Below are 25,335 nucleotides of genomic sequence, written 5' to 3'. Positions count from 1 at the left end.
ATCGAGAAGCCCCGAGCCTTACCAGATGCGGCAAGGCAAGAATTTGACGAAACTGCGTTTATTGGCCTTTTCCACCCCGTGCTTGCCTTTTCCGCCCCTTTCCCCCATATGCCGCCCCGGGAGGTTGGCGGCAGGCGTTATGCTCGCCAACCGGGTCAGGACCGGAAGGTAGCAGCCCCAACGAGATTTTGACGGGTTGCCTGTCAGCCTCCCACTTCGCCACTGCCCTTCTGGGCGCGGCCCGATGCCGTGCACAGCGGCCCATCCAGCGCTTTCATATCCTTGCGAAAGTGCCTAAATCACCCCCGATGGCTTCTCCAGAACCCGCGACGCCCGCCTACCGCGTGCTGGCCCGGAAATACCGGCCCACCGACTTCTCCGCCCTGATCGGGCAGGAGGCGCTAGTGCGCACCCTGACGAACGCCTTTGCCACGGGCCGCGTGGCGCAAGCCTACATGCTCACGGGCGTGCGCGGCGTCGGTAAGACAACCACCGCGCGCCTCATCGCCCGCGCCCTCAACTATCCCTCCGGCCCCACCATCGACATGCCGGAGATGACGGCCCAGTGCGAGGCCATTCTGGAGTCGCGCCACATCGACGTGATCGAGATGGACGCCGCCTCCAACACCGGCGTCGACAACATGCGCGAGATCATCGACTCGGTGCGCTATGCACCCGTGCAGGTGCGCACCAAGGTCTACATCATCGACGAAGTGCACATGCTCTCGAAGAGCGCCTTCAACGCGCTGCTGAAGACGCTGGAAGAACCGCCGCCGCATGTGAAGTTCATCTTCGCCACGACCGAGATCCGCAAGGTTCCCGTCACTATCCTGTCGCGGTGCCAGCGTTTCGACCTGAAGCGCCTCGACGCCGCGCTGCTGATGCAGCACTACGGCAGGATCGCGAAGCTGGAGAATGCCGACATCGAGGAAGAAGCGCTGCGCATGATCGCACGCGCCGCCGAAGGCTCGGTGCGCGACGGTCTTTCGCTGCTCGACCAGGCCATCGCCTATGGCGACGGCAAGGTGAAGGCTGACGATGTCGCCAACATGCTGGGCCTCATCGACCGCAGCCGCGTGATCGAACTCTTCGATGCCGTCATGGCCGGCGATCCGCCGCGCGCGCTCAAGGAACTGGCGCTGCAGTTCGACGGCGGCGGCGATCCCGAAACCATTCTCACCGACATGGCCGATTTCGTGCATTGGGTCACGCGCCTTCGCCTCGTGAAGGACAGCGCCATGATGGATGGCTCGCGCACCGAGGCGGAAAAATCGCGTGGCGCCGACTTCGCCGCGAAGCTCACCGTGCCGGTACTGTCGCGCGCCTGGCAGATGCTGCTCAAGGGCATTCAGGAAACGGCGTCTGCCTCGAACCCGATGCAGGCGGCGGAGATGGTGCTGATCCGTCTTGCCCATGCGGTTGACATGCCGCCCGCCGATGAACTGGCGCGGATCGCAAAATCGGGTGCGGCCCCGGCATCGAACGTGAAGCCCATGCCGCTTCGCAGCGAGAGCACATCGCCCCAGGCCATGGGCGGTGGAGCGGCAGTTGCCGCAGCCCTTGCCCCACAATCGAGCCAGCAGGCACCTTCGGCGCCCGTCCGCGAGCCGGTGGCCTTTTCCGATTTCGCAGGCCTCGTCGCTTTCGTGGGCGAGCGCCGCGACATCAAGCTCAAGGGCGAACTCGAACGTTTCGTGCGCCCCATCACGGTGAGCGAGACGCGGATCGAGATCGCGCTTGAAAAGGAAGCGCCCGCCGGCCTCACCAACGAGCTGATGCGCAAGCTCGAGGCCTGGACGGGCCGCCGCGTGCTCGTCACCGTGGCGCGCGAGGGCGGGGCCGAACCCCTGCTGAAGCAGCGCCGCTCCGCCGAGGCCGTGGCCCTGCAGGAAGCCCGCTCCAATCCCACGGTGCAGGCCGTGCTCAAATCCTTCCCCGGCGCCGAGATCATCGGCGTGCGGGAACCGCAACTCCTCCCAACCCCTACGCCGGAAGACGCCGATGAAGAATCTCGCTGACATCATGAAACAGATGCAATCCATGCAGTCGCGCATGAGCGACATGCAGGAGAAGCTCGAGGGCCTCACCGTCACCGGCCAGTCGGGTGGCGGCATGGTCAAGATCACCATGTCGGGAAAGGGTGTGCTCAAGGGCCTCGACATCGATGCCTCGCTGATGAAGCCCGAGGAGAAGGACATTCTCGAAGACCTGATCGTCGCCGCCCATGCGGATGCCAAGGCGAAGGCCGAAGCCGCTGCCGCAGAAGAGATGAAGGCCGTCACCGGCGGCCTGCCGCTGCCGCCCGGGCTGAAGCTGCCCTTCTGATCCATCACCCATGAAGCGCCAGGCCGGGCCTGAACTCGAAAAGCTGATCCAGCTCCTGGCGCGCCTGCCGGGGTTCGGCCCGCGCTCGGCCCGCCGTGCCGTGCTGCATCTCATCAAGAATCGCGAGAAGCTGCTCGATCCCTTGACGATGGCGCTGGAGGATGCCCGTCACAAGGTGAAGCAGTGTTCCTCCTGCGGCAATGTCGATACGGTCGATCCCTGTTCCATTTGCAGCGACCCGCGCCGCGACCAGTCCCTCATCTGTGTCATCGAGGACGTGGCCGACCTCTGGGCGCTGGAGCGGGCAGGGGCATGGCCCGGTCTTTACCATGTGCTGGGCGGCACGCTCTCGGCGCTGGGCGGCGTGCGGCCCGAGGACCTCTCCATCGGCCGCCTGATCGACCGCGCCACCGATGGCCAGGTGAAGGAAGTGGTGCTTGCCACCAATGCCACCGTCGAAGGCCAGACCACGGCCCACTACATCACCGAGCGCTTGAAGGAAAAGAACATCGCCACCTCGCGGCTGGCCCATGGCGTGCCGGTGGGTGGCGAACTCGATTACCTCGACGAAGGCACGTTGACCCAGGCGCTGCGGGCCCGCCGTCCATTGTAGACTGCGGCCTGAAACCCGCTTCACGCATCACTTCGGAACAGCCCGTTAAGACTTTCTAAACCCTCGCTTTCAACTGGCACGGGCGCACCCCGCTGTGGGACCGCCGCTTGCTCCTTGTCCATCAAACCCCCGGCCCTTGTGCCGGAATGGAACAGGAGCAGAAGACATGTTCAACATTCGCAAGGCCCTCCGCCGCTTTACCCGCAGCGAACGTGGCGACACCGCGATCATGTTTGCCTTGACCGCCATCCCGGTGATCCTCGCCGCCGGCGCCGGCGTCGACTATGCCACCTACGCCGCCGCCAAGACGCACCTGCAGGCCTCCCTCGACAGCGCCGCCCTTTCGGGTGCAGCGGCGAGCGGCAAGACCGATACGGAACGCGCCGCCATCGCCCAGGCCACCTTCACCGCCAACATGAGCGCGGGCGCTGCCGCTGGCTACACCCTCACCAGCGACTTCCGCGTCGACAACGGCACCTTCATTGCCTCGGCCAAGGTTGAAGTACCGACTTCGCTCATGAAGCTCGCCGGTATCAACAACATCGAGGCGAACGGTTCCGCCGAAGTGGGTCTCGCCGCCATGAAGAAGGCGGAGATCGCCATGGTGCTCGACTACTCGGGCTCCATGGGCGACGTCTCGGGCACCAAGGTCAAGTACATCGCCATGCGCGAGGCCGCGACCAAGCTCGTCGATGATCTCACCACGGCGAGCCCCGGCAAGGTGAAGTTCGGCCTCGTGCCGTTTTCGCACCATGTCTACGTGACGCTGCCCAAGGCCTATGTGAAGGGCGCCACCGGCACCGGCACCTGGACGGGCTGCACCCAGGACCGCAAGTATCCCTACAACCTCACCGCCGCCACGCCCACCAGCAACGTCGACACCAAGTGGAACCAGCCGATGGCGCCGGACCACGCCTCCGACGGCTGCAGCGGCTATGCCCCCCGCAGCCTGATCGTGCGCCCGCTCACCACCGACAGCGCCGCCGTCAAGGCGCAGCTCGCGGCGATGAAGCCCTACGCCTGGACGCACATCGCGCTCGGCGTGGAGTTCGGCTACCACATCCTGATGGACAACCTGCCCTTCGACCAGGGCGCGCCCAAGTCCGACACCGAGACCCAGAAGTTCATGATCGTGCTCACCGACGGCATGCAGACGGAACCGGCCTTCGGCCCGGGCTCCTCGCGCAATGTCTCGCAGGGTGAAAAGAACCTGACGCAGCTTTGCACCAACGCCAAGGCCGACGGCATCCGCATCATCACGCTCGCCTTCGACCTCGACGACACCACCACCCGCGCCCGCCTGAAGAACTGCGCCAGCGATGCCGACAGCTTCTTCATCGCCAACAGCGACACCGACCTCTCCAAGGCCTTCGAGGAAATCAAGACGGCCGTTGCCAGCGAGATTTACCTGAAGAAGTGACGTTTCTTCACTGCACCAGACGCGGGCGCTGCTCTCCGGGCAGCGCCCCGTTCGTTTCGGGCTCCACATCAACACTGCCGATGCGATGGCCGCGCTTCACGATCCGGTCGGCCGAGGTGCCGAGCTTTTCCAGATCCGTGTTGGCCATGTCGAAATGGCGGCGGAGATCGGAGGCGCGCTCCTTCAGACGGTCCACATCTTCGAGCAGGCGCACCACTTCGCCCTTGATCACATGGGCCTGCTCGCGCATCGCCACGTCCTTGACGATCGCCTGCATGGTCTGCACCAGCAGCATCAGAACATTGGGCGAGGCGAAGATGACGCGCTGGCGGTGGGCCTTCTGCACCACGTCCTCGAACTTCTCGTGCAATTCGGCATAGACCGATTCCGACGGCACGAACATGATGGCCGTGTCGTGGGTCTCGCCGGAGATGAAATACTTCTCGGCAATGTCCTTCACATGCTTGAGCACATCGCCCTTCAGGCGCTGTTCGGCTGCCTTGCGCAGCGTGTCGTCGCGCGCCTCGGTAAAGGCGGTGTAGGCCTCGAGCGGAAACTTCGCATCGATCACCAGCTTCTGCGGCGATTCCGGCAGGGAGATGAGGCAGTCGGGCCGTGTGCCGTTCGACAGCGTGGCCTGGAAGCTGTAGGCCTTCGCCGCGAGATTGTCGCGGATGATGGCTTCCATGCGGCCCTGGCCGAAGGCGCCGCGCGACTGCTTGTTGTTGAGAATGTCCTTGAGCGAAATCATCTCGCCCGAAAGCGAGGTGAGGTTCTTCTGTGCGGCATCGATGACGGCGAGCCTCTCGTTCAGCTGGTTGAGCGAGAGCGTGGTCTTCTCCGCCTGCTCGGTGAGGCCGTGACCGACGCGGCTGCTCACCGTTTCGAGGCGCTCGTCGATCACCCGCTGCAGATGGATGTGATGGCTCTGCGATTGCGCCGCAAAGCCCTGTAGCGCGCCCGAGAGTTCCGCGAGGCGGATTTCCATGTCTGCGGTGCGGCGCTCGGCCTCCTCGCGCTCCTGCCGCCGCCCGGCCTGGGCGCGGAAGGCGAGGATCACCGCCAGACACAGCAGGACGAGGGCAAGTGCCGCCGCGGCAAGCAAAGCGTCGAGCAACGTGACGGCATGGCCGCCGATGATGAGCACGGTCGAGGACAGGTCCATCGCCTGCTCATATCATTGATTCGCGTTTTGTTCTATTCGGGTGGGGAGGGTGTGTTTAGCCGTCATGCCCGCGAAGGCGGGCACCCAGCTTTGGTGGATCACACGGCCGCAACAAGAAGCTGGGCCCCCGCCTTCGCGGGGGTGACGTGCTCCAAAAACATCGATGCCTCACGCCGCCGCAAAGCGGCTGCGCACCATCCAGTCGCCGATCGAGTTGATCAGCATTTCGTCGCCCACAAGGCTGATCTTGTCGCGGGCGAGTTCGGCCGGGAGCGTCGAGTGACCCATCCAGGCCGAGGTGAGCGCCCTGAGGTCGGCGGTGATGTAGAGGTCCACGTCCACGCCCGGATCGATGACGCAGAGGTCGGCCTCCATGCCGGGGCGGCCGATGATCCAGTAGTTGCGCTGCTCCTCCGGCAGTTCCGGGAAGATGAACTGGATCACGCTCTTGCGCCGTGCCGGCAGCACCGCCGTGTTCACCTTGCGCCGCATGTTCCACATGAGAACGCGGGCATCGAGCTTCTCGAGGCAGACACTCGCGTCGACGTTGCGGTGGGCCCAGTCGCCGAGCGCCTCGATGATGGGCGCAAGCTCCTGGGTGAGTGCCGTGGGCCGGTAGTGGATTTCGCCCGAAATGCCGTGCTTCTCGCGGCTCAGGAGACCGTTTTTCTCCATCTCCTTCAGCCGTTTCGACAGCAGTGTCGGTGACATCGAGGGAATGCCGCGGCGGATGTCGTTGAAGCGGGTGTAGCCGTTCAGAAGCTCGCAGAGCACGAGCATGGTCCAGCGCGGCTCCAGGATCTCGCAAGCCTTCGCGACTGGGCAGAAGTGATGGTAACTGTCCTTGGACATGGGATGATCTCCGATGCCCCCCGATGCCTTTCTCCATGCCAAAGTTTCAGGAGGCGGGCTAGTCCTGAATCTGTACCAGCTTTGCTCCATTCCGAGGACTCAACGGCGGCCATGCCCTCTCCTATCTCGGCAGGTGTTCGGGGGGCTTCCCAAACACAGGACATCAGACATGTTGAAATCAGTAGAACAGGCACCCGCCGCCGCAGCGCCGGACTTTGCCGCCATCAAGCAGAAGCAGCAGGCCACCTGGGGCTCCGGCAATTATGCGGTTGTGGGCACCACGCTGCAGATCGTGGGTGAAGAGCTGTGTGAAGCCGCCGACGTGAACGCCGGCGAGCGCGTGCTCGATGTGGCGGCCGGCAACGGCAATGCCACACTTGCGGCCGCCCGCCGCTATGCGCTCACGACCTCGACCGACTATGTGGCCGAGCTTCTGGAGCAGGGCCGCCGCCGCGCCGAGGCGGAGGGCCTGAAGGTGACTTTCAAGACCGCCGATGCCGAGGCCTTGCCCTTCGCGGACAACAGCTTCGATGTTGCGCTCTCCACCTTCGGCATCATGTTTGCGCCGAACCAGCAGCAGGCGGCGAAGGAAATTTCCCGCGTCGTTCGCAAGGGCGGGCGCATCGCCATGGCGAACTGGACGCCGGACTCGTTCATCGGCGCCATGTTCAAGGTGATCGGCCGCCACCTGCCGCCGCCCGCAGGCCTTCAGCCGCCGGCCCTCTGGGGTGACGAGAAGCACCTGCAGATGCTCTTTCCCAGCCATGCCGTGAAGGCGGCGCGCAAGACCTACAACTTCCGCTACGAGTCGCCGGAGCACTTCGTCGCCGTCTTCCGCACCTTCTACGGGCCCACCCACAAGGCCTTCCTCGCTCTCGATGAGGCCGGCCGGGTGGCGCTGGAGAAGGACCTGCTGGGGCTGATCGGCCAGTTCCGCCGCAAGGATGCGGTGGCGCTGGTCGTCCCGGGGATTTACCTCGAGGCCGTGATCACCAAGTAAGCTGCTGAAAGGCCGCCCAAAAAGACAAAGGCCCGTTCCCGCCGACTGGGCAGGAACGGGCCTCCAATCCGCTTTGAACTCGGGACGGCGACAGGAGCCCAAGGCGGATAGATCTTACCATGTAGGGAAAGGGCAAAGAGGCCGAAATCTCGGAGCCGTCTTTATCTGCGCCGTTTGGTGGCACCCGCCGATCCCCCGCTGGATCGAGTGTTAAAGTGCCGTCCAATTGGGGCTGCAAGAGTTCCCAACCACGAAATTTCGCGGGTCATTTTCAGGCGTTTTTTGGGGCAAAAGCCCGCTCAATTGTGGCAATTGAAAAAAAGGCCAACAATATCAGCGTTTGATTGTGGCGCTGGCGGGAAAAACGGCACGTGCCGTAAAATCATTACGGCGTTCAAAGGTGTAACCGACCCCCTGGGACAGGCCGACAAAAATGTTCTTGAGCGTGCGGATGACCATGATGCGTAAACCTCGTGTTGCAGCGCATATGGGGACGAAATGTGAAAATATCTTTGCAATCCGGGGTTTGCGCCGCAGGGGAGCTATGCACCCTTCGCATGTGCGAAAGAATCGGTCGCTCGAATCAGGGCATCCAACGTTCCGGGCTCCGCCGCGGCGTGTCCGGCATCGGGAATCACCTCGAAATGCGCCTCCGGCCAGGCCTGGTGCAGGGCAAAGGCGGTGGCGGGCGGGGTCACCACGTCATAGCGCCCCTGAATGATCACGCCGGGAATGCCGCGGAGCTTGGGCGCATTGGCGAGCAGCCAGCCGTCTTCCGGGAAAAAGCCCTGGTTGACGAAATAGTGGCACTCGATCGAGGCGAAGGCGATGGCGAACTGATCCTCGCCGAAGGCCGCCTCGCGGGCGGGATCGGGGAGGAGCGAGAGCGTCGATCCCTCCCATTGCGACCAGGCCCGGGCCGAGGCCATCCGCTGCTCGCGGTCCTCGCCGGTGAGGCGGCGGTAGTGGGCCGACACCAGGTCGCCCCGTTCGGCTTCGGGGATGGGGGCGATGTAGCGCTCCCACTGCTCCGGAAAGAGCATGGAGGCACCGTGCTGGTAGAACCAGTCGATCTCGGACTTCCGCACCGTGAAGATGCCGCGCAGGATGAGTTCCTTCACCGGCGCCGGATGGGTGAGCGCATAGGCGAGCGCCAGCGTCGAGCCCCAGGAACCGCCGAACACCTGCCAGTTCTCGATCCCGAGGTGGAGGCGCAGCATTTCCATGTCCGCGACGAGGTCCCAGGTGGTGTTCTGCTCGAGCGAAGCGTGCGGCGTGGAGCGCCCGCAGCCGCGCTGGTCGAAGGTGACGATGCGGTAGTGGGCGGGATCGTGGAAGCGCCGGAGCGTGGGCGAACTGCCGCCGCCCGGCCCGCCGTGCAGCACCACAACGGGTGCGCCCGCCGGATTGCCCGCTTCCTCGAAGTAGATTTCGTGAATGGAGGAGACCTTGAGGCGGCCCCGGTTGAACGGCTCGATCTCGGGATAGAGGCCGCGCTTCCTGTCTTGAACTATGGTCATGTTGGGGCCCATACAACAGTTGTGGCAATCTTGCGAGGAAGTGAATGTCCGAACGGAAGTCCAAGCCGGTGCAAAGCGTCAACAACCGCCAGATCGTCATCATCGATGACCACCCCCTGTTCCGCGATGCCATGAAGGGCGCGCTGGCAGGCGTGCTCACCAACGCTACGGTGCGCGAGGCCTCGAGCCTCGACGACGGCATCAAGATCCTCGACGACGACCGGGATTGCGACCTCGTGCTGCTCGATCTCAAGATGCCGGGCGTGCAGGGGCTCTCGGGCCTTGCCTATCTCCGCGCGCAGTTTCCCTCCGTGCCGGTGGCCATCGTCTCGGGGCAGGAAGAGCCCGCCGTGATCCGCAGGGCGCTGGCGCTGGGTGCCTCGGGCTTCATTCCGAAATCGACGCCTGCCGAGGAGATGCGCCGCGCCGTCTCCGCCATTCTCGAAGGCGAGATCTGGGCTCCGCTTGTGGCCAAGCAATTGACCGACGAGGAGCGTGAGATCGACGATCTCTCCAAGCGCCTCGCCACCCTCACGCCCCAGCAGGTGCGCGTGCTGATGATGCTGCGGGCAGGTCTCCTCAACAAGCAGATCGCCTATGAGCTCGATGTCTCCGAGGCGACGGTGAAGGCTCATGTCTCGGCCATCCTGCTCAAGCTCAACGTCGACAGCCGCACCCAGGCCGTGATCGCGGCGGGCAAGATCGACGGCGAGAGCATCAGCGAAGGCTGAGCTCATTCCACTGCGGTGCGGCTCACCGCAATCTGCGAGAGGCTGGCGCGCAGCGACGCGGGCTTCACGGGCTTCCGCAAGTATTGCAGGCCGGCCGCCTGGGCTTCGTCCTGCACCCGCTTGCTGCGGTCGGCGGTGATCAGGATTGCGGGGATGTGCCGGTCGGCGCGCTTGCGCAGCGCCTGCACGAGCGCAATGCCGTCCTCGCGGTGGATATGATAATCGGCGAGGATCGCATCGACCTCGCCCTTGTGGGCTTCCAGTTGCTCGACGGCTTCGGCGGCACTCGTCGCCGGAATGACGCACACCTTCCAGTTCTGCAACAGCGCCGTGAGCCCTTCGACGATCGAGGTTTCGTTGTCGACGGCGAGCACGCGCAACCCGGCGAGCGGCTGGTGCGATGGCGGAATGGGTGTCGACACCGCCTCGCGCACCACCGCCTCGCGCCCGGCGGGCACGGTGATGGCGAAGGCCGAGCCGCGCCCCACTTCCGAAGACAGCGCGATCGGGTGGCGCAGCACCTTGCACAGGCGGTCGACGATGGAGAGGCCAAGGCCAAGACCTGGCTCGTTGTGCTTGTCTCGGCCGAGGCGTTCGAACTCGCGGAAGACGATGCGGAGCTGTTCCGCCGGAATGCCGAGGCCCGTGTCCAGCACGGCGATCTGGTAGCCCGAACCCTTGCGCCGCACGCCCACCAGCACGCGGCCCTTCACCGTGTACTTGATGGCGTTGGAGACGAGGTTCTGGAGCACGCGGCGCAGCAACTTGCGGTCCGACTTCACGATGGCGGAGGTCGGCATGAAGCGGAGCGAGAGGTGCTTGTCGCTTGCCTGCCGCTCGAACTCGCGGGCAAGCGTGTCGAAGAGTTCCTGCACCGGGAAACTCTCGATCTCGGGCTTGATGGCGCCGGCATCGATCCGCGAAATGTCGAGCACGGTGGAGAGAATGTCCTCCACCGCTTCGAGCGCGGCATCGACATTGCGCACGATGGTCTTGTTGCCGGCAGCGGCGGGTCCTTCCACCAGCGTGCTGGTGAACAGGCGGGCGGCATTGAGCGGTTGCAGAATGTCGTGGCTTGCGGCGGCGAAGAAGCGGGTCTTGCCCTGGTTCGCGGCATCGGCCTCCGCCTTGGCCTTGGACAGTTCGTCGTTGAGCTTGGTGAGTTCCGCAGTGCGCTCGGCCACGCGCATTTCAAGGGTCTCGTTGGCCAACAGCAGCGCGTCGGCGGCGGCCACCGTTTCGGTGACGTCGGAGAAGGAGACAACGATGCCGCCGTCCGGCAACCGCCCGCTGTGGATGTCGACGATGCAGAGCGGCTCCACCAGGCGCTGCCGCCAGTTGGCGCCGCCGGTGAAGAGCTTGTGACGGCGGAGTGCAATCGCCTGCGGCTGCGTCGCCTCGGGCTCGAGGGTGCGTGCGCCCACATAGGCGAGAAGGTCATCGATACGGGTGCCCACCTTCAGCATGGACGCGGGGAGGGCGAGCACGTCCTTCACCGCCGCGTTCCAGGAGACGAGCGCGCCGCCGTGATCGAAGACGGCAATGCCCTGCGGCACGTTGTCGATTGCCGATTGCAGCACGCTGCGGCTGTGTTCGATCGCCGTCGAGGCATCGTCGAGCAACTGGATGGCGTCGCGCGAACCCTTGGCGTGACGCTCGAGCAGCAGCGCCATGACAAGCCGCGACGAGGCGGGGCCGATGGCGGACGCGAGCAGGTGTTCGCCGAAATTGAGAATGCCGATATCGGCTTCGATGCCGGGGTCATTGGCAAGGCCGCGCATCTTCACCATCCCGGCGAAGGCCTCGCGGGTGCGTTCGACGCCGAGGTAGCGGGCGACCGTGTCCTCGACCTGCCCCATGGTGACGCTGGAACGCCACAGCCGGAATCCGGCCAGGCCGCGGCTTGCCCGCTGGTCGGGCAGGAAGGCTTCCGCCTGCAGGGCCTCGAGCCGGCTGGGCGGGCGCAGCGCCGAAACACCGATATAGGCGGCGATGTTGGCGGCAAGGCTCCACAGGATGCCGTGGGTCAGCGGATCGAACTCGATGCCAAGCAATTGCCGGGGCCTGAGCGCCGCGATACCGAAGGGCCCGTCATGGAGGAGTGCGGCACTGAGCCAGCCGCTGTCGATGAAGCTGGGGATGAGGAGCGTGTAGGCCCAGAGTGCGAAACCCGCGAGGATGCCGGCCGCAGCACCGCGGGCCGTGCCGTTCCGCCACATCAGGCCACCCAGGAAGGAGGGCGCGAACTGGGCGATGGCGGCGAAGGAGATGAGGCCCGTCTGGGCCAGCGCTGCGGCGTTTCCGGCGAGCCAGTAGTAGAGATAGGCGAGAAACAGGATGCCGCAGATCGCCATGCGGCGGATGCGCACCAGCACCGGGCTCGGCGTTTCGCCCTCATGCTGCTGGAACATGTTCTGTTCGCCGCCCTGGCGCAGCAGGATGAGCGGCACCACGATGTTGTTCGAGACCATGATCGAGAGCGCGATGGTCTCGACGATCACCATGGCGGTGGCCGCCGACACGCCACCCACGAAGGCGACCGTGGTGAAGACATAGGATTGCGAGGTGTAGGGGAGCGCCAGCACGTAGGTGTCGGCATCGGCACCCGGCAGCATCTTGAGGCCGGTGATGGCAATGGGCGCCACGAAGAGGTTGATGGCGACGAGATAAAGCGGGAAAAGCCATGCGGCGCGGCGGACATCGCTGCCGTGGGCGTTCTCCACCACCGCCACATGGAACTGCCGCGGCAGCAGCAGCACGGCAAGCGCCGAGACCAGCGTGACGCTGAGCCAGCGTCCGCCATCGGGCGCATGATCGAAGACGGCGCCGATCGCGGCGTCGTTGCGGATCGTGTCGAGCAATCCGCCGAAGCCGCCCGCCAGCGAATAGGTGACGAAGAGACCGACCGCCACGAAGGCGACGAGCTTGACGACAGATTCCACCGCAATGGCGAGGATCATGCCGTCCTGGTGTTCGGTGGTGTCGATGTGGCGCGTGCCGAAGAGAATGGCGAACAAGGCCATCGCCACCGTGACGAGAAGGGCGATGTCACCCGCCAGCGGCAGGGGTAGCGAGGTGAGGCCGAACTTCGCCTCGTTGTGCATCAGGGTTTGCAGCGAGAGCGACAGCGCCTTCAACTGGATCGAGATGTAGGGCACGACGCCGATGACGGCGATTACGGCAACAAGCGCACCCAACGCCTCGTTCTTGCCGTAGCGGGCCGAGATGAAGTCGGCGATCGAGGCGATGTTCTGCGTCTTGGCGATCATCACGATGCGGCTGATCAGCGGGTAGGCCAGCGCGAAGACGAGGATGGGGCCGAGATAGACCGGGATGAAGTCATAGCCCGTGTGGGCGGAGATGCCGACGCTGCCGAAATAGGTCCACGAGGTGCAGTAGACGCCCAGCGACAGGGCATAGATCAGGGGGCGGGGACGGCGCTGGAACTTGCGGCGGGTGGCAAGGCGGTCACCCCATGTGGCAACCGCAAAGAGCAGCCCCACATAGCAGATGCCGGCCAGCACCACGGTCCACGCCTGAAACACACCCGGATCCTCCCCCTCGGTTGCCTATCATGACGGGGGAAGGGGGGCCATTCAAGCCTGCCAGGAGCCCCGGAATTCCTCCAAAAGTTAATTAATTCGGGCTTCAAAATCACCTCGGGTTGCAATAAAACCCGTCCCCGGTTGCTGGCATGAGGCCAGAAAACCGAACTTTCTTCGATCCTGTAAAGGGGGACTTACAATGTGGACCGAATTCAAGAATTTCGCCTTCAAGGGCAATGCCTTTGATCTCGCCGTCGGCGTGATCATGGGCGGCGCGTTCGGCAAGATCGTCGACAGCATCGTCAACGACCTGATCATGCCGGTGGTCGGCGCCGTCTCGGGTGGTGCGGACTTCAGCAACTACTTCCTTCCGCTCAACAGCGCCGTGAACGCCACCAACTACGCCGACGCCGTGAAGCAGGGCGCCACGCTGGGCTATGGCAACTTCATCACGGTGCTGATCAACTTCCTGATCCTTGCCTTCATCCTCTTCCAGATGGTGAAGGTGTCGACCCGCCTGAAGAAGGCCGAGCCACCGGCGCCGCCGCCGCCCGCCTCGACCACCGAGACGCTGCTCGCCGAGATCCGCGACGCGCTCAAGGCCGACGCCAAGAAGAAGTAAGCTTTCCGCAACGGAGGCATGTGGCCCGGGTGCTGGACACCCGGGCCTTTTCTTTGCAAGGGAGCGGCATGACACATGCTCTTTCGCCCGAACAGCTCCTCGCCCGCCTCACGCAGCCTGCCCAGCGCGAGCCCGACAGCGGCATCGTCAACGTCGCCATGTACGGCATGGGGCGGCCGGGCATCATCGCTTTCTGGTCTGGCGAAGGAAACCTGCCGACGCCACGCGAATTCTGCACGCCGGTGATCGAGAGCCTGCTGCAGGGTGAAACCTTCTACACCTGGCAGCGCGGCATTCCCGAATTGCGCCAGGCGCTGGCGGATTATCACACCCGCCACTACGGCCGCGAATTCAGCCCGGAGAATTTCTTCGTCACGGGCGGCGGCATGCAGGCGATCCAGAACGCCATCCAGATGGTAGTGGCCGACAGCGAGGATGTTCTGATCCCGGCACCCGCCTGGCCCAACTATGCGGGGCCTCTTCGCCTGCAGGGATCGAAACCCATCGAAGTGCCGATGAGCTTTGCCAATGGCGCCTGGGCGCTCGACCTCGACCGCCTCTTCGCTGCGGTCACGCCGCGCACCAAGGCGATCCTCCTCAACTCGCCCTCCAATCCGCTGGGCTGGACGGCCACGCGCGCCGATCTCATCGCCATCCGCGATTTCGCCCGCAAGCACGGCCTGTGGATCCTCGCCGACGAAGTCTATGGCCGCTTCTATTTCGGCAAGGATGGCGAAAAGCGCGCGCCCTCCTTCCTCGACATCTGCGACACCGAGGAACAGCTCATCCTCTGCAACACCTTCTCGAAGAACTGGGCAATGACCGGCTGGCGCCAGGGCTGGGTGCAGGCGCCCAAGGCGCTGGGGCCGATGTTCGAGCGCTTCATCCAGTATAACACCTCGGGAAGCCCGGTCTTCCTGCAGCGCGGCTGTGCCGCGGCACTCAATCTCGGTGATGCCTTCGTCGACCAGCAGGTGGCGACCGCCCGCAAGAATCGCGACATCGTCGTCGAGGCGCTCTCGAAGCATCGCAACATCCGCTTCCAGGTGCCGGACGGGGCCTTCTACTTCTTCTTCGCCATCGACGGGATGCGCGACTCACTCGCCACGGCCCGTCGGCTGGTGGACGAGGCCAATGTGGGCTTTGCCCCCGGTGCCGCCTTCGGAAGGGCCGGGGAAGGCTTCCTCCGCATGTGTTACCTGAAAGACGAGGACAAGCTTCGCGAAGGCCTGGACCGCTTCAGCCGCTGGCTGGAAAACAGTCAGCCCAGCTAAGTGCTGCCTTTTTGGGTTTTGCAGTGCACAATCGTGCGGCATGACGCTCTTTCCGCGTCATGACAGGATTGCAGCCATGATGAGATAAGCTTTTGGAATTTATATATTAAAAAATTTTCTTCGCGATCCGTAGGAAGTGGCATTGCACTTGCGAAGTGAATGGCATCGCAAGACCTTCTCGGATCCTCCCATTTTCGAAGCATTGTCTTTCGCGGTTGCCGGCAGAGCCCGGCAGACTTGGAGGCGGCGGGATACAATCCCTCCGCCTCCCTTTTTTTGACAACATTCCTGCCCCACTTCTGCCACCCGCATTGACAAGTTTGGTTAACAAGGCGGCGCGTCACGACAGAACATTCAGCACACGGAGCAATACCGTGGGCGTGTAACGCGGGGTTACGCCATGGATTATTCTACCCTTGTCACCAACGTGCAGGTTGCGGGTCTTGTCATCATGGCGGCGTCGGCCGTCGGACTCCTGCGGCTTGTCGTCGTTCATTACGTGCAGCGTAACTGGTGGGCCGAACAGATCCACTCGATGAACATCATCACCAGCTTCATGGCGGGCGGCCTGCTGCTGCTGGCCTTCGCCGGCGGCGGCCATCTCGCCGCGCGCCTCTTCGAAACCAACCAGATGCCGAACCTGCCGCGCCTTGGCCTGCAGGCGGTGCTCATGACGCTGCTCGCCAGCAGCGTGATCTTCCTTCACGTGATCGCGGCACCCTGGCTCGCCCGCATCGACGGACGCCGGCGTGAGGCCCGTCCGCTGGTGCTCGATCTCAGCGCCCACAAGACGCTGGCCATGACCCTGGGCTTCGCCATCTTCGCCTCGGCCTGGACGCTGTGGCTGGTGATCGCCACCTCGGATGTGGCGCCGCAGACGGCCTCGAGCCTCTCGGCCCTCACCTTCATGACCATGGTGTTCTGGGCGCTGCTTGCCATTCCGGCCCTCACGCTCCGCATCCTGGCGGTGCGCGCCATGTCGGGCGACGAGCCTGAGATGGCCGCCGAGCCCGTGCCTGTGCATGTGACGCCGGATGTGCCGCAGCCGCGCTTCGCCCATGTTCCGGCACCGCGGGCGCCGCGTCCGAGCCTTCTGGCCCGCGACGACAGCTTCAACGGCTGAGGGCGAGAACGCCGTCGATCACGAACTGCACGGCGAGTGCGGCAAGAATGATACCGAGGAGGCGCGAGATCACGGCGCGGCCCGTGATCCCGAGCGCCTTCGAAATCGGCACTGCGATGCGGAAGCAGGAATAGCAGGCCAGCATCACCGCGCCGGCGACGGCATAGAGGGCGAAGAGCCTGCTCCAATCGCCCTCCGCCCGGCCCGCAAGCAGGATCATTGCAGTGATGGCTCCGGGCCCCGCCATCAGCGGAATGGCGAGGGGGAAGGCGGCGATGTTGCGGACGTGATCGATGGTGATCGCAGATTTCGCAATGTCCTCGCGGCGCTGGGCCCGGCGGTCGAAGACCATTTCCGCCGCCGACCAGAGCAGCAGCAGGCCGCCCGCAATGCGGAAGGCCGAGAGCGAGATGCCGAGGAGATCGAGCAGCTTCGCTCCGCCCAGCCCCGCCACGAGCAGGATACAGAAGGCGATGACGGCGCCGCGCAGTGCAACCTCGCGGCGCTGCTCCTCGCTCATGTCCGATGTGAGGCCGAGGAAGAGGGCGCTGAGGAAGATGGGATCCGCCACGACCAGAAGCGTGGTGAGGGCCGAGAGGATGTAGTTCTGCATGGCGGGATGATAGCGGACGGCGGCCTTTACCACCACCGTCACCCTCCACGCATGTGGAGGACGATTCTTTGCCGCTGGCACCGCACTTCACAACCGTCATTCCGGACGCGCGCCTTGATCGAGCGACAGCGAGATGTCGCGCGCGAGCCGGAATCCAGCTTTGGCGGAACATCATGACAGGAGAAGAAGCTGGGCCCCCGCCTTCGCGGGGGTGACGAACACTTGGAATATTCTCCATGGCCGGTCTGGATGCCCGGCTCAAGGCCGGGCATGGAGAGTGGGGCCGCGTGTCACCGCGTGCGCATCCTTCGAGGCTCGGCTTCGCCTCGCACCTCAGGATGAGGGTAAAAAACAATCCTCATGCTGAGGTGCCGCGCAGCGGCCTCGAAGCAAGTGCGGCAAGTTCTCTCTGACCGCATCTCGCCCCCGCCTGCGCGAGGGTGACGGCAGAATGGCAATAAAAAAAGGCCCGTGTTGCGCACGGGCCTTGGGAGTTTGGGAGGATCGGGCTTGCCGCTACTGGCGGCGGTTCTGGCGGTTCTCGATCAGGTCGTCGACCACGGTGGGATCGGCGAGCGTCGAGGTGTCGCCCAGCGCGCTGAACTCGTCCTCGGCGATCTTGCGCAGGATGCGGCGCATGATCTTGCCGGAACGCGTCTTGGGCAGGCCGGGCGCGAACTGGATCTTGTCGGGTGTGGCCAGCGGACCGATTTCCTTGCGCACGTGGGCCACGAGTTCCTTGCGCAGGTCGTCGTCGCCGTTTTCGCCCTTCATCAGCGTCACGTAGCAATAGATGCCCTGACCCTTGATGTCGTGCGGGTAGCCCACCACGGCGGCTTCCGACACCTTGGCGTGGGAGACGAGTGCGGATTCCACTTCCGCCGTGCCGAGACGATGTCCCGACACGTTGATCACGTCATCGACGCGGCCGGTGATCCAGTAGTAGCCGTCGGCATCGCGGCGGCAACCGTCACCGGTGAAGTACATGTTCTTGTAGGTGGAGAAGTAGGTCTGCACGAAGCGCTCGTGGTCGCCATAGACCGTGCGGGCCTGGCCCGGCCAGGAGTCGAGGATCACGAGGTTGCCGGAGTTCTCGCCTTCGAGGAAGGCACCCTTGTCGTCGACCAGCGCCGGCTGGCAACCGAAGAAGGGCCGTGTCGCCGAACCGGGCTTGAGCTTGGTGGCGCCGGGCAGCGGCGTGATGAGGATGCCGCCCGTTTCCGTCTGCCACCATGTATCGACGATGGGGCAGCGCTCGTCGCCCACCACGCGATAGTACCATTCCCACGCTTCCGGATTGATCGGCTCGCCGACCGAGCCCAGAAGACGGAGCGACTTGCGCGAGGTGTGGGTGACGCTGTCGTCGCCCAATTGCATCAGGGCACGGATCGCGGTGGGCGCGGTGTAGAGGATGTTCACCTGGTGCTTGTCCACCACATCCCAGAAGCGCGAAGCGGAGGGATAGTTGGGCACGCCTTCGAACATCAGCGTGGTGGCGCCGTTGGCGAGCGGGCCATAGACGATGTAGCTGTGGCCCGTGACCCAGCCCACGTCAGCGGTGCACCAGTAGATGTCGCCGTCATGATAATCGAAGACGTACTCGTGGGTCATGGCGGCATAGACGAGGTAACCGCCGGTCGTGTGCAGCACGCCCTTGGGCTTGCCGGTGGAGCCGGAGGTGTAGAGAATGAAGAGCGGGTCTTCCGCCTTCATCTTCTCCGGCTTGCAGTCAGCCGAGGCGGTGGCCATTTCCTCGTGGTACCAGATGTCACGGCCCTTCTCCCAGGCGACCTGGCCGCCAGTGCGGCGCACCACCAGCACCTTGGCGGAGGAGCCGGTCTTGGCGAGGGCTGCGTCCGTGTTGGCCTTGAGCGGCACCTTGCGGCCACCGCGCAGGCCTTCATCGGCGGTGATGATGAAGTGCGACTTGGCGTCTTCGATACGTCCCGCGAGGCTTTCCGGCGAGAAGCCGCCGAAGACGATGGAATGAACCGCACCGATGCGGGTGCAGGCGAGCATGGCATAGGCCGCCTCGGGGATCATCGGCATGTAGATGGTGACGCGGTCACCCTTCTTGACGCCGTGCTTCTTCATCACGTTCGCAAGCTTGCACACCTGGGTGTGCAGTTCGTTGTAGGTGATCTTCTTGTCGTCGTAGGGATTGTCGCCTTCCCAGATGATGGCGACCTGGTTGCCGCGCTTCTTCAGGTGGCGGTCGATGCAGTTGTGGGAGACGTTGAGAACGCCGTCCTCGTACCACTTGATCGAGACCTTGTCGGGGGCAAAGGTCGTGTTCTTAACCTTCTTGGGGGCCTTGAACCAGTCGAGGCGCTTGGCCTGCTTGGCCCAGAACTTGACGGGGTCCTTGACCGACTCCGCGTACATGCGCTTGTAACCGGCCTCATCAACCCAGGCGCGCTTTTTCCACGCCGCCGGAACCGGATAGACTCTCTCGGACATAGGCGTCATTCCTCCCATTCATGCCGGATTATGTCATGCTTATCGGCTTTCGGGTCTATAGCGTGCAATCCGACTCCTGTCTAAGGCCCGAGGTCCCCGTTTCCCATGCTGGCGCTCCGCCACGTTCTCTATTTCGTTGCCCTCGGCATGTTCTGGGGAATCTCCCCAAGTCTTTACAAATACTGGGGCGAATCCGGCGTGCCAGTGAGCCATGTGATCAGCTACACGGGCTTCGGGCTGGCGATCTTCCTGTTCCTGATGGCAAGGCTGAAGGAGGGCGCCTGGACGGTGAGCGGCCCCCTGTTCCGCTACGGGCTTGTTTGCGCCACGCTGATGAACGTGCCCTTCGCCTGGTCGCTGACGCTGGCCCGGCACGTGCCCGCGCCCGAGTTGGCAATCGTCTTCTCGGTCTCGCCCATCGTGAGCTTCATCGTGGGCGCGGTGACGGGCCGTGACCCCTTCACGGCGCGGCGCGTGCTCGCCATTGCCTTCGGCTTTGCCGCCTCGACGATCCTGGTGCTCACCCGCGAGGGCATGCTGAGCGGCAAGGTCTCGTGGTGGCTGATCGCCGCCTTCATCAACCCGCTGCTCTGGGCCACCTACAACTGGTATGCCCAGACCAACTGGCCGAAGGAGGGCACGACCTTCTCGGTGGGCGCGGCGGAGTCGCTGCTCTCGGGCCTGCTGGCGCTGCCCTTCGTGCTGGTGATGGCGCCGCCCTGGGCCACCACCTATTCCAGCACCGCCTGGTGGAGCCTCGTCTTCGCCACTGCCATGTGGCTAGCCGAGCGCGTCTCGTTCTTCACCCTCATTCGCGAACGCGGTGCGAGCTACACCTCGCAGGCGGTCTATCTCTCCTCGCCCGCGGCGGTGTTCATCGCGATGTATTTCTTCGGCGGCGCGGGCGACGTGTGGCTGTGGTTCTCGCTCGGGCTCCTGATGGTGGCGCTCTATCTCAACAACTCGGGCCAGCCGATCAGGCGAGACGCCATACCGCAGTCTTCTTGATCTCCGCATCCTCGAGATCGCGCGTCACCGGCACGGAATAATTCGCGATGGCGCGGAGCCTGTCCTTGGGAAGATAGCTGCGGCCGGGATCGCCGACGAGAACGGTTGAGCCTTGGGCCTGCGCCCGCTCGAGCCAGGCATAGCATCGGCCCGCAAGCGATTGTTCGTAAAACAAATCCCCGACGAGCACGACGTCCGCATCAGGGGGTGGTGCGGCCAGAAGATCATCGGTCGTGACGGCCATGGTGACGCCATTGAGGTCCGCATTGATCACGATGGCCGAAGCCGAGAAGGCGTCGATGTCGGCGGCGAGCACCGAGGCCGCGCCGACCTTCAGCGCGGCGATGCCGACGAGGCCCGAGCCCGAGGCAAGATCGATGACGCGCTTTCCTGCAACGAGCGTGGGATGATCGAGTACATGGCGCGCCAGCGCCTGACCGCCCGCCCAGGCGAAGGCCCAGAAGGGCGGTGGCAGGCCGATCTCGCCCAGCTCTTCTTCCGTCTTCTGCCAGATGGGCAGCGCCTCATGGGCGAGGTGCAGCTTCACCTCCGGCACGAGGGGCGGGGAGAGGATTTCGGTATTGGCGCGGACGAAGCGGGCGCGGTCGTCCGGCGTCATTTCATTATCTTGGCAGGATCGAGTCCGGCGAGTTTGCAGATGTGCGCAAACTCCTCGGCCGTCACCGGCTGCACCGAGAGGCGCGAGTTGTTGACCAGCACCATCTTGGCCAGCGGCTTCTCCAGCTTGATCTCGTCAAGGGTGACAGGCTTTGCCGCAGCCGCGACGGCGCGCACGTCGACGCATTCCCAGGTGGGGTTGTCAGCGGTCGAATCCGGATGCACTTCGCGGCAGACCTCGACCACGCCGACGACGGCCTTGCCGATGTTGGAGTGATAGAAGAAGCCGCGCTCACCCAGCTTCATCGCCCGCATGTTGTTGCGGGCCTGGTAGTTGCGCACACCTGTCCACTCTTCGCCCGCCTTGCCCTTCTTCACGAGGTCATCGAAGGAGAAGACGTCGGGCTCCGACTTGAAGAGCCAGTAGGCCATCACTTCGCCTCCGGATTCTTGATGAGCCACTTCCACGGGCGGATGTCGACCGAGGCAAAGAGGCCGGCCTGGGCATAGGGATCGGCGGCGGCGATGGCCTTGGCGTCGGCAAGGTCCTTGGCCTCGATGATGACGAGGCTGCCGTTGGGATTGCCGGCGTCGTCGATGAAGGGGCCCGCACCCTTGACCGCGACCTTCTCGAGATAGGCGAGATGGGCAGGCCGCGTGGCCATGCGCAGGTCGAGGCTGTTGGGCTTGTCGGTGCAGATGATGACAAAGAGCATGTGGATCTCCAGCTTCAGATTTCGGATTTGAGTGGCCGCGCCAGCAGCCGGTTGATTTCCTCTTCGGGTGATGAGCCCTGGTCGAGAATGGCGTGAACGGCCGCGATGATCGGCATGTCGATGCCGTGGCGGCGGGCGAGATCGACGGCGACGGCAGCGGTGTAGGCGCCTTCGACAGTGCCCGCCGTTCCGGCAATCGCATCCCTGACCGATGCGCCCTTGCCGATCCTGTAACCGGCAGAATAGTTGCGCGACTGCGGCGAGGTGGAGGTGAGCAGCAGGTCACCGAGCCCCGAGAGGCCCATGAGCGTATCGCTGCGCGCACCCAGTGCCCGGCCGAAGCGTTGCAGTTCGGCAAAGCTGCGGGTGATGAGGGCGGCGCGTGCGCTGTCGCCGAGGCCGCGGCCATCGGAAATGCCGCAGGCAATGGCGAGGACGTTCTTCATGGCGCCGCCGATGGCAACCCCCGGGAGATCGTCAGAACCATAAATGCGGAAGTGCGGCAGGCTCAGCGCCCTGGCCCAGGTGTTGGCCGTATCGATCTGCGACGCTGCGAGTGTGACCGCCGTGGGCTTACCCGCCAATACGTCGGCGGCAAAGCTGGGGCCAGAGAGAATGAGCGCGGGATTGCGGGGCGCCACCGCCTGCACCACCTCGTGCATGAAGGCGCCGCTGCCGCGCTCGATGCCCTTGGCGGAGATGATGATCGCGGCGGCAGAAGGAATGGCGACGTCCGCGAGAACCTGCCGGACAGCCTGCGCCGGAACCGCGACGATGAGGGCTTCAGCGGTTGCAGCAAGGCGGTCGTCAGGGTTGGAGCGGCTCCATATCGCGACGTCATGGCCCGCAGCACGGGCCAGCTGTGCGAGCGCCGACCCCCAGGCGCCGCCGCCCAGCACCCGGATGGCCTGGCTCATGCCTTGGCTCCGAGGCGGCCGCGGCCCACCATGGGAGCAGAGACGGTATCCAGCGGCCAGCGGGCCCGCGCGGCAGCATCGAGACCGTCGCTGAGGCCAAGGACGAAGCGCTCGGCCCCGGCCCAGGCGATCATCGCGGCATTGTCCGTACACAGATGAAAAGGAGGAACTATCAGGGTGAAGCCCTGCGATGAGGCGACCATGGTGAAGGTGGCGCGCAGCCGGGCATTGGCAGCAACGCCGCCCGCCACGACAAAGGCAGGCGTCCCGGTGTCGGGGCAGGCCTCGCGGAACATCACCATGGCGCGGCGGGTGCGGTCGGCCAGGGTCTCGCTGACGGCAAGCTCGAAGGAGGCGCAGATGTCGGCGCGCAGTTGGTCCGTGATGCTGCCTTGCGCCTGCACGATCTCGCGCACCGCGGTCTTGAGGCCGGAGAAGGAGAAGTCGCAGCCGGGTCTGCCCTTGAGCGGCCGGGGCAGGTCGAAGCGGCGGCTGTCGCCCGTCTTTGCCAGCGCTTCCACCTGCGGCCCGCCCGGATAGCCGAGGCCGAGAAGCTTCGCCGTCTTGTCGAAGGCTTCACCCAGAGCGTCATCAATTGTGGTGCCAAGGCGGGTGTAGTCACCCACGCCGCGCACCAGCTGGAACTGGGTGTGGCCACCGGAAATGAGGAGCAGGAGATAGGGGAAGGGGCAGGGACCGAGGAGCCGGGGCGTCAGCGCATGGCCCTCAAGATGATTGACCGCGATGAAAGGCAGGCTCTGGGCAAGGGCAAAGCCCTTGCCAAAGGTGTGGCCCACCAGAAGCCCGCCGACGAGCCCCGGGCCCGCCGTTGCGGCCACCGCAGTGAGGTCGGAGGCTGTCAGATTGGCGTCTGCCAGTGCCTTTTCCGCGAGGTGGCCCAGATGCCGGATATGGGCGCGGGCCGCCACTTCCGGCACCACGCCGCCATAGGGCGCATGGTCCTTCACCTGGGAGAGGACGACATTGCTCAGGATCTCGCCCCGGCCTTCTTCATCCCGGCGCACCACCGCTGCGGCGGTCTCGTCGCAGGAGGTTTCGAGGCCAAGAATGAGGGTTGGGGCTGCGGCCATGAATCCGGCTGGCTTGTGGACAGGGAAATGAGGTAGGGATTGCCGCTGTAGCATCCGGAACTTAGACTTTGCAAATGACCAAAATACGTATCGGCACCCGCGGCTCACCCCTTGCTCTGGCTCAGGCCCACGAAACCCGCGAACGTCTTGTGAAGGCCCATGGCCTCTCCCCGGATGATTTCGAGATCACCGTCATCACCACGACCGGAGATCGCATCCGCGACCGGCCACTGGCCGAGATCGGCGGCAAGGGCCTCTTCACCAAGGAGATCGAGGAGGCGCTCTTCGCCAAGACCATCGATCTTGCCGTGCATTCGATGAAGGACATGCCGGCGGTACTGCCGCGGGGCCTCGCCTTCGCCGCCACACTGCCGCGCGAAGACGCCCGCGACGCGCTGATCAGTCTCACGGAAAAATCATTGAAGTGCATGAAGCAGGGCGCGGTGCTGGGGTCGTCCTCGGTGCGCCGTTCGGCCCAGGCGCTCCGCATCCGTCCCGACCTGCAGGTGGTGCAGTTCCGCGGCAATGTGGAAACGCGCCTGCGCAAGCTCGCCGATGGCGTGGCTGATGCGAGCTTCCTTGCCGTTGCCGGCCTGCGCCGCCTCGGCCTCACCCAGCACATCGCGGCTGTCATTCCCATGGAGGAGATGCTGCCCGCGATTGCCCAGGGTGCGATCGGCATCGAAATCCGCGAAGGCGATGAGAAGATTGCGAAGCTGCTTGAACCGATCAATCACGGCGAGTCCGCCACGGCCATGGCCTGCGAGCGCGCCTTCCTTGCCGCGCTGGACGGCTCCTGCCGCACGCCGATTGCGGGCCATGCCCGCCTCGCCGACGGACGCCTGCATTTCCGTGGCGAGACGCTCACCCTCGACGGCAAGAAGGTCTTCACCGCCGAGCGCGTGGGTTCGCCTGCCGATGCCGCCCGCATGGGGGCCGATGCCGCGGCGGAGGTGAAGGCAAACGGCGGCAGCCTCATCGTCGGCGCAAGCTAACGCCCATGCGCCTCATCCTCACGCGGCCCGAAAAGGATGCCAGGCCGCTTGCGGACAAACTGCAGGCGCTTGGACATGCATGCATCCGTGTGCCGCTGATGGAGATCGTGCCGCGCGAAAGTGCGGTCGTTCCGCCGGCGCGCTATCAGGCCATCTGCATCACCAGCGCGAACGGACTCGCCAATTCCTCCCTTCTGGCCGGCTTGCGCGACACGAAACTCCTCTGCGTCGGCCCGCAATCGGCGGCTGCGGCGACGGCGGCGGGTTTCACCGACGTGACGGCAGCGGGTGGCGATGTCGTTGGTCTCACCGCCTACATCGTTTCGCACCTCAGGCCGGCTGACGGGCCGCTGCTCTATCTCTCGGGGGTCGCGACGTCGGGTGACCTCGAGGGCCGGTTGCAGCGTGAAGGCTTCAGCGTGGCGCGCGTGGTGAGCTATGATGCCGTGTCGACCACCCCCGATGATCTTGCCAAAGCGGTAACCTCGGCGGATGCGGTTCTGCTCTATTCGCCGCGCACGGCAAAGCTGTGGGTGGAGCAAATTGAAAAGGCGAAGCTCGCCCACCATATGGCTGATATGATTCACCTTTGCCTGTCCCAGGCGGTTGCAAACGCGCTGCCGGAAGGCTGGCCGCGGAAGGTTGCGCGCACACCCGACGAAGCTGCCATGTTTGCGGTGCTGGAAGGTCTTGAACCTTCGAACGAACAGGAATAGCCCTAGTCATC

At 64.6% G+C, this 25,335-nt stretch carries 24 protein-coding genes and 1 other RNA gene; 13 read left to right on the top strand and 12 right to left on the bottom strand.

All coding sequences use genetic code 11. The annotated features are described in order from the left end of the window. Window positions 1-117 precede the first annotated feature (117 nt). The 5 genes from ffs to QM801_RS14535 all read left to right on the top strand — a co-directional run bounded on the left by ffs (window position 118) and on the right by QM801_RS14535 (window position 4,358). Window positions 118-217: signal recognition particle sRNA small type (gene ffs, locus QM801_RS14555), an RNA gene on the top strand. A 91-nt stretch (window positions 218-308) separates the two neighbouring features. Continuing rightward, window positions 309-2,018, top strand: a complete 1,710-nt coding sequence (locus QM801_RS14550; RefSeq protein ID WP_415019933.1) for a DNA polymerase III subunit gamma/tau — start codon at window positions 309-311, stop codon at window positions 2,016-2,018. Then, on the top strand, window positions 2,002-2,325 hold the full coding sequence (locus QM801_RS14545) for a YbaB/EbfC family nucleoid-associated protein (protein WP_415019932.1): 324 nt from the start codon (window positions 2,002-2,004) through the stop codon (window positions 2,323-2,325). Before QM801_RS14550 ends, QM801_RS14545 begins: the two co-directional genes overlap by 17 nt. Window positions 2,326-2,335: 10 nt before the next feature. Then, entirely contained in the window at window positions 2,336-2,938 is a 603-nt protein-coding gene (recR, locus tag QM801_RS14540) for a recombination mediator RecR (RefSeq protein ID WP_415019931.1), read from the top strand. Between the two features lie 166 nt (window positions 2,939-3,104). After that, the gene (locus QM801_RS14535) at window positions 3,105-4,358 is read left to right on the top strand and encodes a vWA domain-containing protein (RefSeq protein WP_415019930.1); all 1,254 of its coding nucleotides are present in this window, start codon (window positions 3,105-3,107) and stop codon (window positions 4,356-4,358) included. 7 nt (window positions 4,359-4,365) lie between these two features. On the opposite strand, the gene QM801_RS14530 is transcribed toward QM801_RS14535, so the two are convergent. Together QM801_RS14530 and QM801_RS14525 are read right to left on the bottom strand one after the other, a co-directional pair. Then, on the bottom strand, window positions 4,366-5,523 hold the full coding sequence (locus QM801_RS14530; RefSeq protein WP_415019929.1) for a DNA recombination protein RmuC: 1,158 nt from the start codon (window positions 5,521-5,523) through the stop codon (window positions 4,366-4,368). Window positions 5,524-5,691: 168 nt separating this feature from the next. After that, window positions 5,692-6,375, bottom strand: coding sequence for a winged helix-turn-helix transcriptional regulator (locus QM801_RS14525; RefSeq protein ID WP_415019928.1), 684 nt, complete (start codon window positions 6,373-6,375; stop codon window positions 5,692-5,694). A gap of 169 nt (window positions 6,376-6,544) precedes the next feature. Between QM801_RS14525 and QM801_RS14520 the strand changes: the two genes are divergently transcribed. Further along, window positions 6,545-7,375 (top strand): class I SAM-dependent methyltransferase, encoded by an 831-nt coding sequence (locus QM801_RS14520; RefSeq protein WP_415019927.1) that lies wholly within the window; start codon window positions 6,545-6,547, stop codon window positions 7,373-7,375. 333 nt (window positions 7,376-7,708) lie between these two features. Here QM801_RS14520 and QM801_RS14515 read toward each other — a convergent pair whose 3' ends face one another. Together QM801_RS14515 and pip are read right to left on the bottom strand one after the other, a co-directional pair. Then, window positions 7,709-7,834: a hypothetical protein gene (locus tag QM801_RS14515; RefSeq protein ID WP_415019926.1), complete on the bottom strand. Its 126-nt coding sequence runs from the start codon at window positions 7,832-7,834 to the stop codon at window positions 7,709-7,711. Between the two features lie 83 nt (window positions 7,835-7,917). Then, window positions 7,918-8,895 (bottom strand): prolyl aminopeptidase, encoded by a 978-nt coding sequence (pip, locus tag QM801_RS14510; RefSeq protein WP_415019925.1) that lies wholly within the window; start codon window positions 8,893-8,895, stop codon window positions 7,918-7,920. Between the two features lie 44 nt (window positions 8,896-8,939). On the opposite strand from pip, the gene QM801_RS14505 reads away from it, so the two are divergent. Further along, the gene (locus QM801_RS14505; RefSeq protein ID WP_415019924.1) at window positions 8,940-9,626 is read left to right on the top strand and encodes a response regulator transcription factor; all 687 of its coding nucleotides are present in this window, start codon (window positions 8,940-8,942) and stop codon (window positions 9,624-9,626) included. A gap of 2 nt (window positions 9,627-9,628) precedes the next feature. Here QM801_RS14505 and QM801_RS14500 read toward each other — a convergent pair whose 3' ends face one another. Further along, a complete protein-coding gene (locus tag QM801_RS14500) occupies window positions 9,629-13,171 on the bottom strand; it encodes a NahK/ErcS family hybrid sensor histidine kinase/response regulator (RefSeq protein ID WP_415019923.1) in 3,543 nt (1,180 codons plus the stop codon). A 199-nt stretch (window positions 13,172-13,370) separates the two neighbouring features. On the opposite strand from QM801_RS14500, the gene mscL reads away from it, so the two are divergent. The 3 genes from mscL (at window position 13,371) to QM801_RS14485 (ending at window position 16,190) form a co-directional block, all read left to right on the top strand. After that, window positions 13,371-13,793, top strand: coding sequence for a large conductance mechanosensitive channel protein MscL (gene mscL, locus QM801_RS14495; protein WP_415019922.1), 423 nt, complete (start codon window positions 13,371-13,373; stop codon window positions 13,791-13,793). A 68-nt stretch (window positions 13,794-13,861) separates the two neighbouring features. Continuing rightward, on the top strand, window positions 13,862-15,067 hold the full coding sequence (locus QM801_RS14490; protein ID WP_415019921.1) for a pyridoxal phosphate-dependent aminotransferase: 1,206 nt from the start codon (window positions 13,862-13,864) through the stop codon (window positions 15,065-15,067). Between the two features lie 400 nt (window positions 15,068-15,467). Next, the gene (locus QM801_RS14485) at window positions 15,468-16,190 is read left to right on the top strand and encodes a hypothetical protein (protein WP_415019920.1); all 723 of its coding nucleotides are present in this window, start codon (window positions 15,468-15,470) and stop codon (window positions 16,188-16,190) included. On the opposite strand, the gene QM801_RS14480 is transcribed toward QM801_RS14485, so the two are convergent. Together QM801_RS14480 and acs are read right to left on the bottom strand one after the other, a co-directional pair. Then, window positions 16,180-16,803, bottom strand: a complete 624-nt coding sequence (locus QM801_RS14480) for a MarC family protein (protein WP_415020933.1) — start codon at window positions 16,801-16,803, stop codon at window positions 16,180-16,182. The two genes, QM801_RS14485 and QM801_RS14480, sit on opposite strands and share 11 nt — an antisense overlap. A gap of 516 nt (window positions 16,804-17,319) precedes the next feature. Beyond that, entirely contained in the window at window positions 17,320-19,263 is a 1,944-nt protein-coding gene (acs, locus tag QM801_RS14475) for an acetate--CoA ligase (RefSeq protein WP_415019919.1), read from the bottom strand. Between the two features lie 105 nt (window positions 19,264-19,368). Here acs and QM801_RS14470 point away from each other — a divergent pair, with 105 nt between their 5' ends. After that, entirely contained in the window at window positions 19,369-20,271 is a 903-nt protein-coding gene (locus QM801_RS14470) for a DMT family transporter (protein WP_415019918.1), read from the top strand. Here QM801_RS14470 and QM801_RS14465 read toward each other — a convergent pair. The 5 genes from QM801_RS14465 to tsaD are packed head-to-tail and all read right to left on the bottom strand — an operon-like array spanning window position 20,240 to window position 23,613. Next, window positions 20,240-20,890, bottom strand: coding sequence for a class I SAM-dependent methyltransferase (locus QM801_RS14465; RefSeq protein ID WP_415019917.1), 651 nt, complete (start codon window positions 20,888-20,890; stop codon window positions 20,240-20,242). The two genes, QM801_RS14470 and QM801_RS14465, sit on opposite strands and share 32 nt — an antisense overlap. Next, complete coding sequence (locus QM801_RS14460) at window positions 20,887-21,321, bottom strand: EVE domain-containing protein (RefSeq protein WP_415019916.1); 435 nt, start codon at window positions 21,319-21,321, stop codon at window positions 20,887-20,889. Before QM801_RS14460 ends, QM801_RS14465 begins: the two co-directional genes overlap by 4 nt. Continuing rightward, a complete protein-coding gene (locus QM801_RS14455; protein ID WP_415019915.1) occupies window positions 21,321-21,605 on the bottom strand; it encodes a YciI family protein in 285 nt (94 codons plus the stop codon). Before QM801_RS14455 ends, QM801_RS14460 begins: the two co-directional genes overlap by 1 nt. A gap of 14 nt (window positions 21,606-21,619) precedes the next feature. Next, complete coding sequence (locus tag QM801_RS14450; protein WP_415019914.1) at window positions 21,620-22,522, bottom strand: NAD(P)H-dependent glycerol-3-phosphate dehydrogenase; 903 nt, start codon at window positions 22,520-22,522, stop codon at window positions 21,620-21,622. Continuing rightward, window positions 22,519-23,613: a tRNA (adenosine(37)-N6)-threonylcarbamoyltransferase complex transferase subunit TsaD gene (gene tsaD / locus QM801_RS14445; protein ID WP_415019913.1), complete on the bottom strand. Its 1,095-nt coding sequence runs from the start codon at window positions 23,611-23,613 to the stop codon at window positions 22,519-22,521. The genes QM801_RS14450 and tsaD overlap by 4 nt, the downstream gene beginning before the upstream one ends. Before the next feature lie 74 nt (window positions 23,614-23,687). Here tsaD and hemC point away from each other — a divergent pair, with 74 nt between their 5' ends. Continuing rightward, the gene (gene hemC, locus QM801_RS14440; RefSeq protein ID WP_415019912.1) at window positions 23,688-24,608 is read left to right on the top strand and encodes a hydroxymethylbilane synthase; all 921 of its coding nucleotides are present in this window, start codon (window positions 23,688-23,690) and stop codon (window positions 24,606-24,608) included. Window positions 24,609-24,613: 5 nt separating this feature from the next. Further along, window positions 24,614-25,324 carry a uroporphyrinogen-III synthase gene (locus QM801_RS14435; protein ID WP_415019911.1) on the top strand — a complete coding sequence of 237 codons (711 nt, stop codon included), beginning with the start codon at window positions 24,614-24,616 and terminating at the stop codon, window positions 25,322-25,324. The last annotated feature ends 11 nt before the right edge of the window (window positions 25,325-25,335 follow it).

Origin of the sequence: Aestuariivirga sp. (genome assembly GCF_047600585.1) — a bacterium.
Lineage (GTDB): Bacteria > Pseudomonadota > Alphaproteobacteria > Rhizobiales > Aestuariivirgaceae > Aestuariivirga.
Note: the sequence above shows the minus strand (reverse complement) of the source record. Positions and strands in the feature narration are given on the sequence as shown.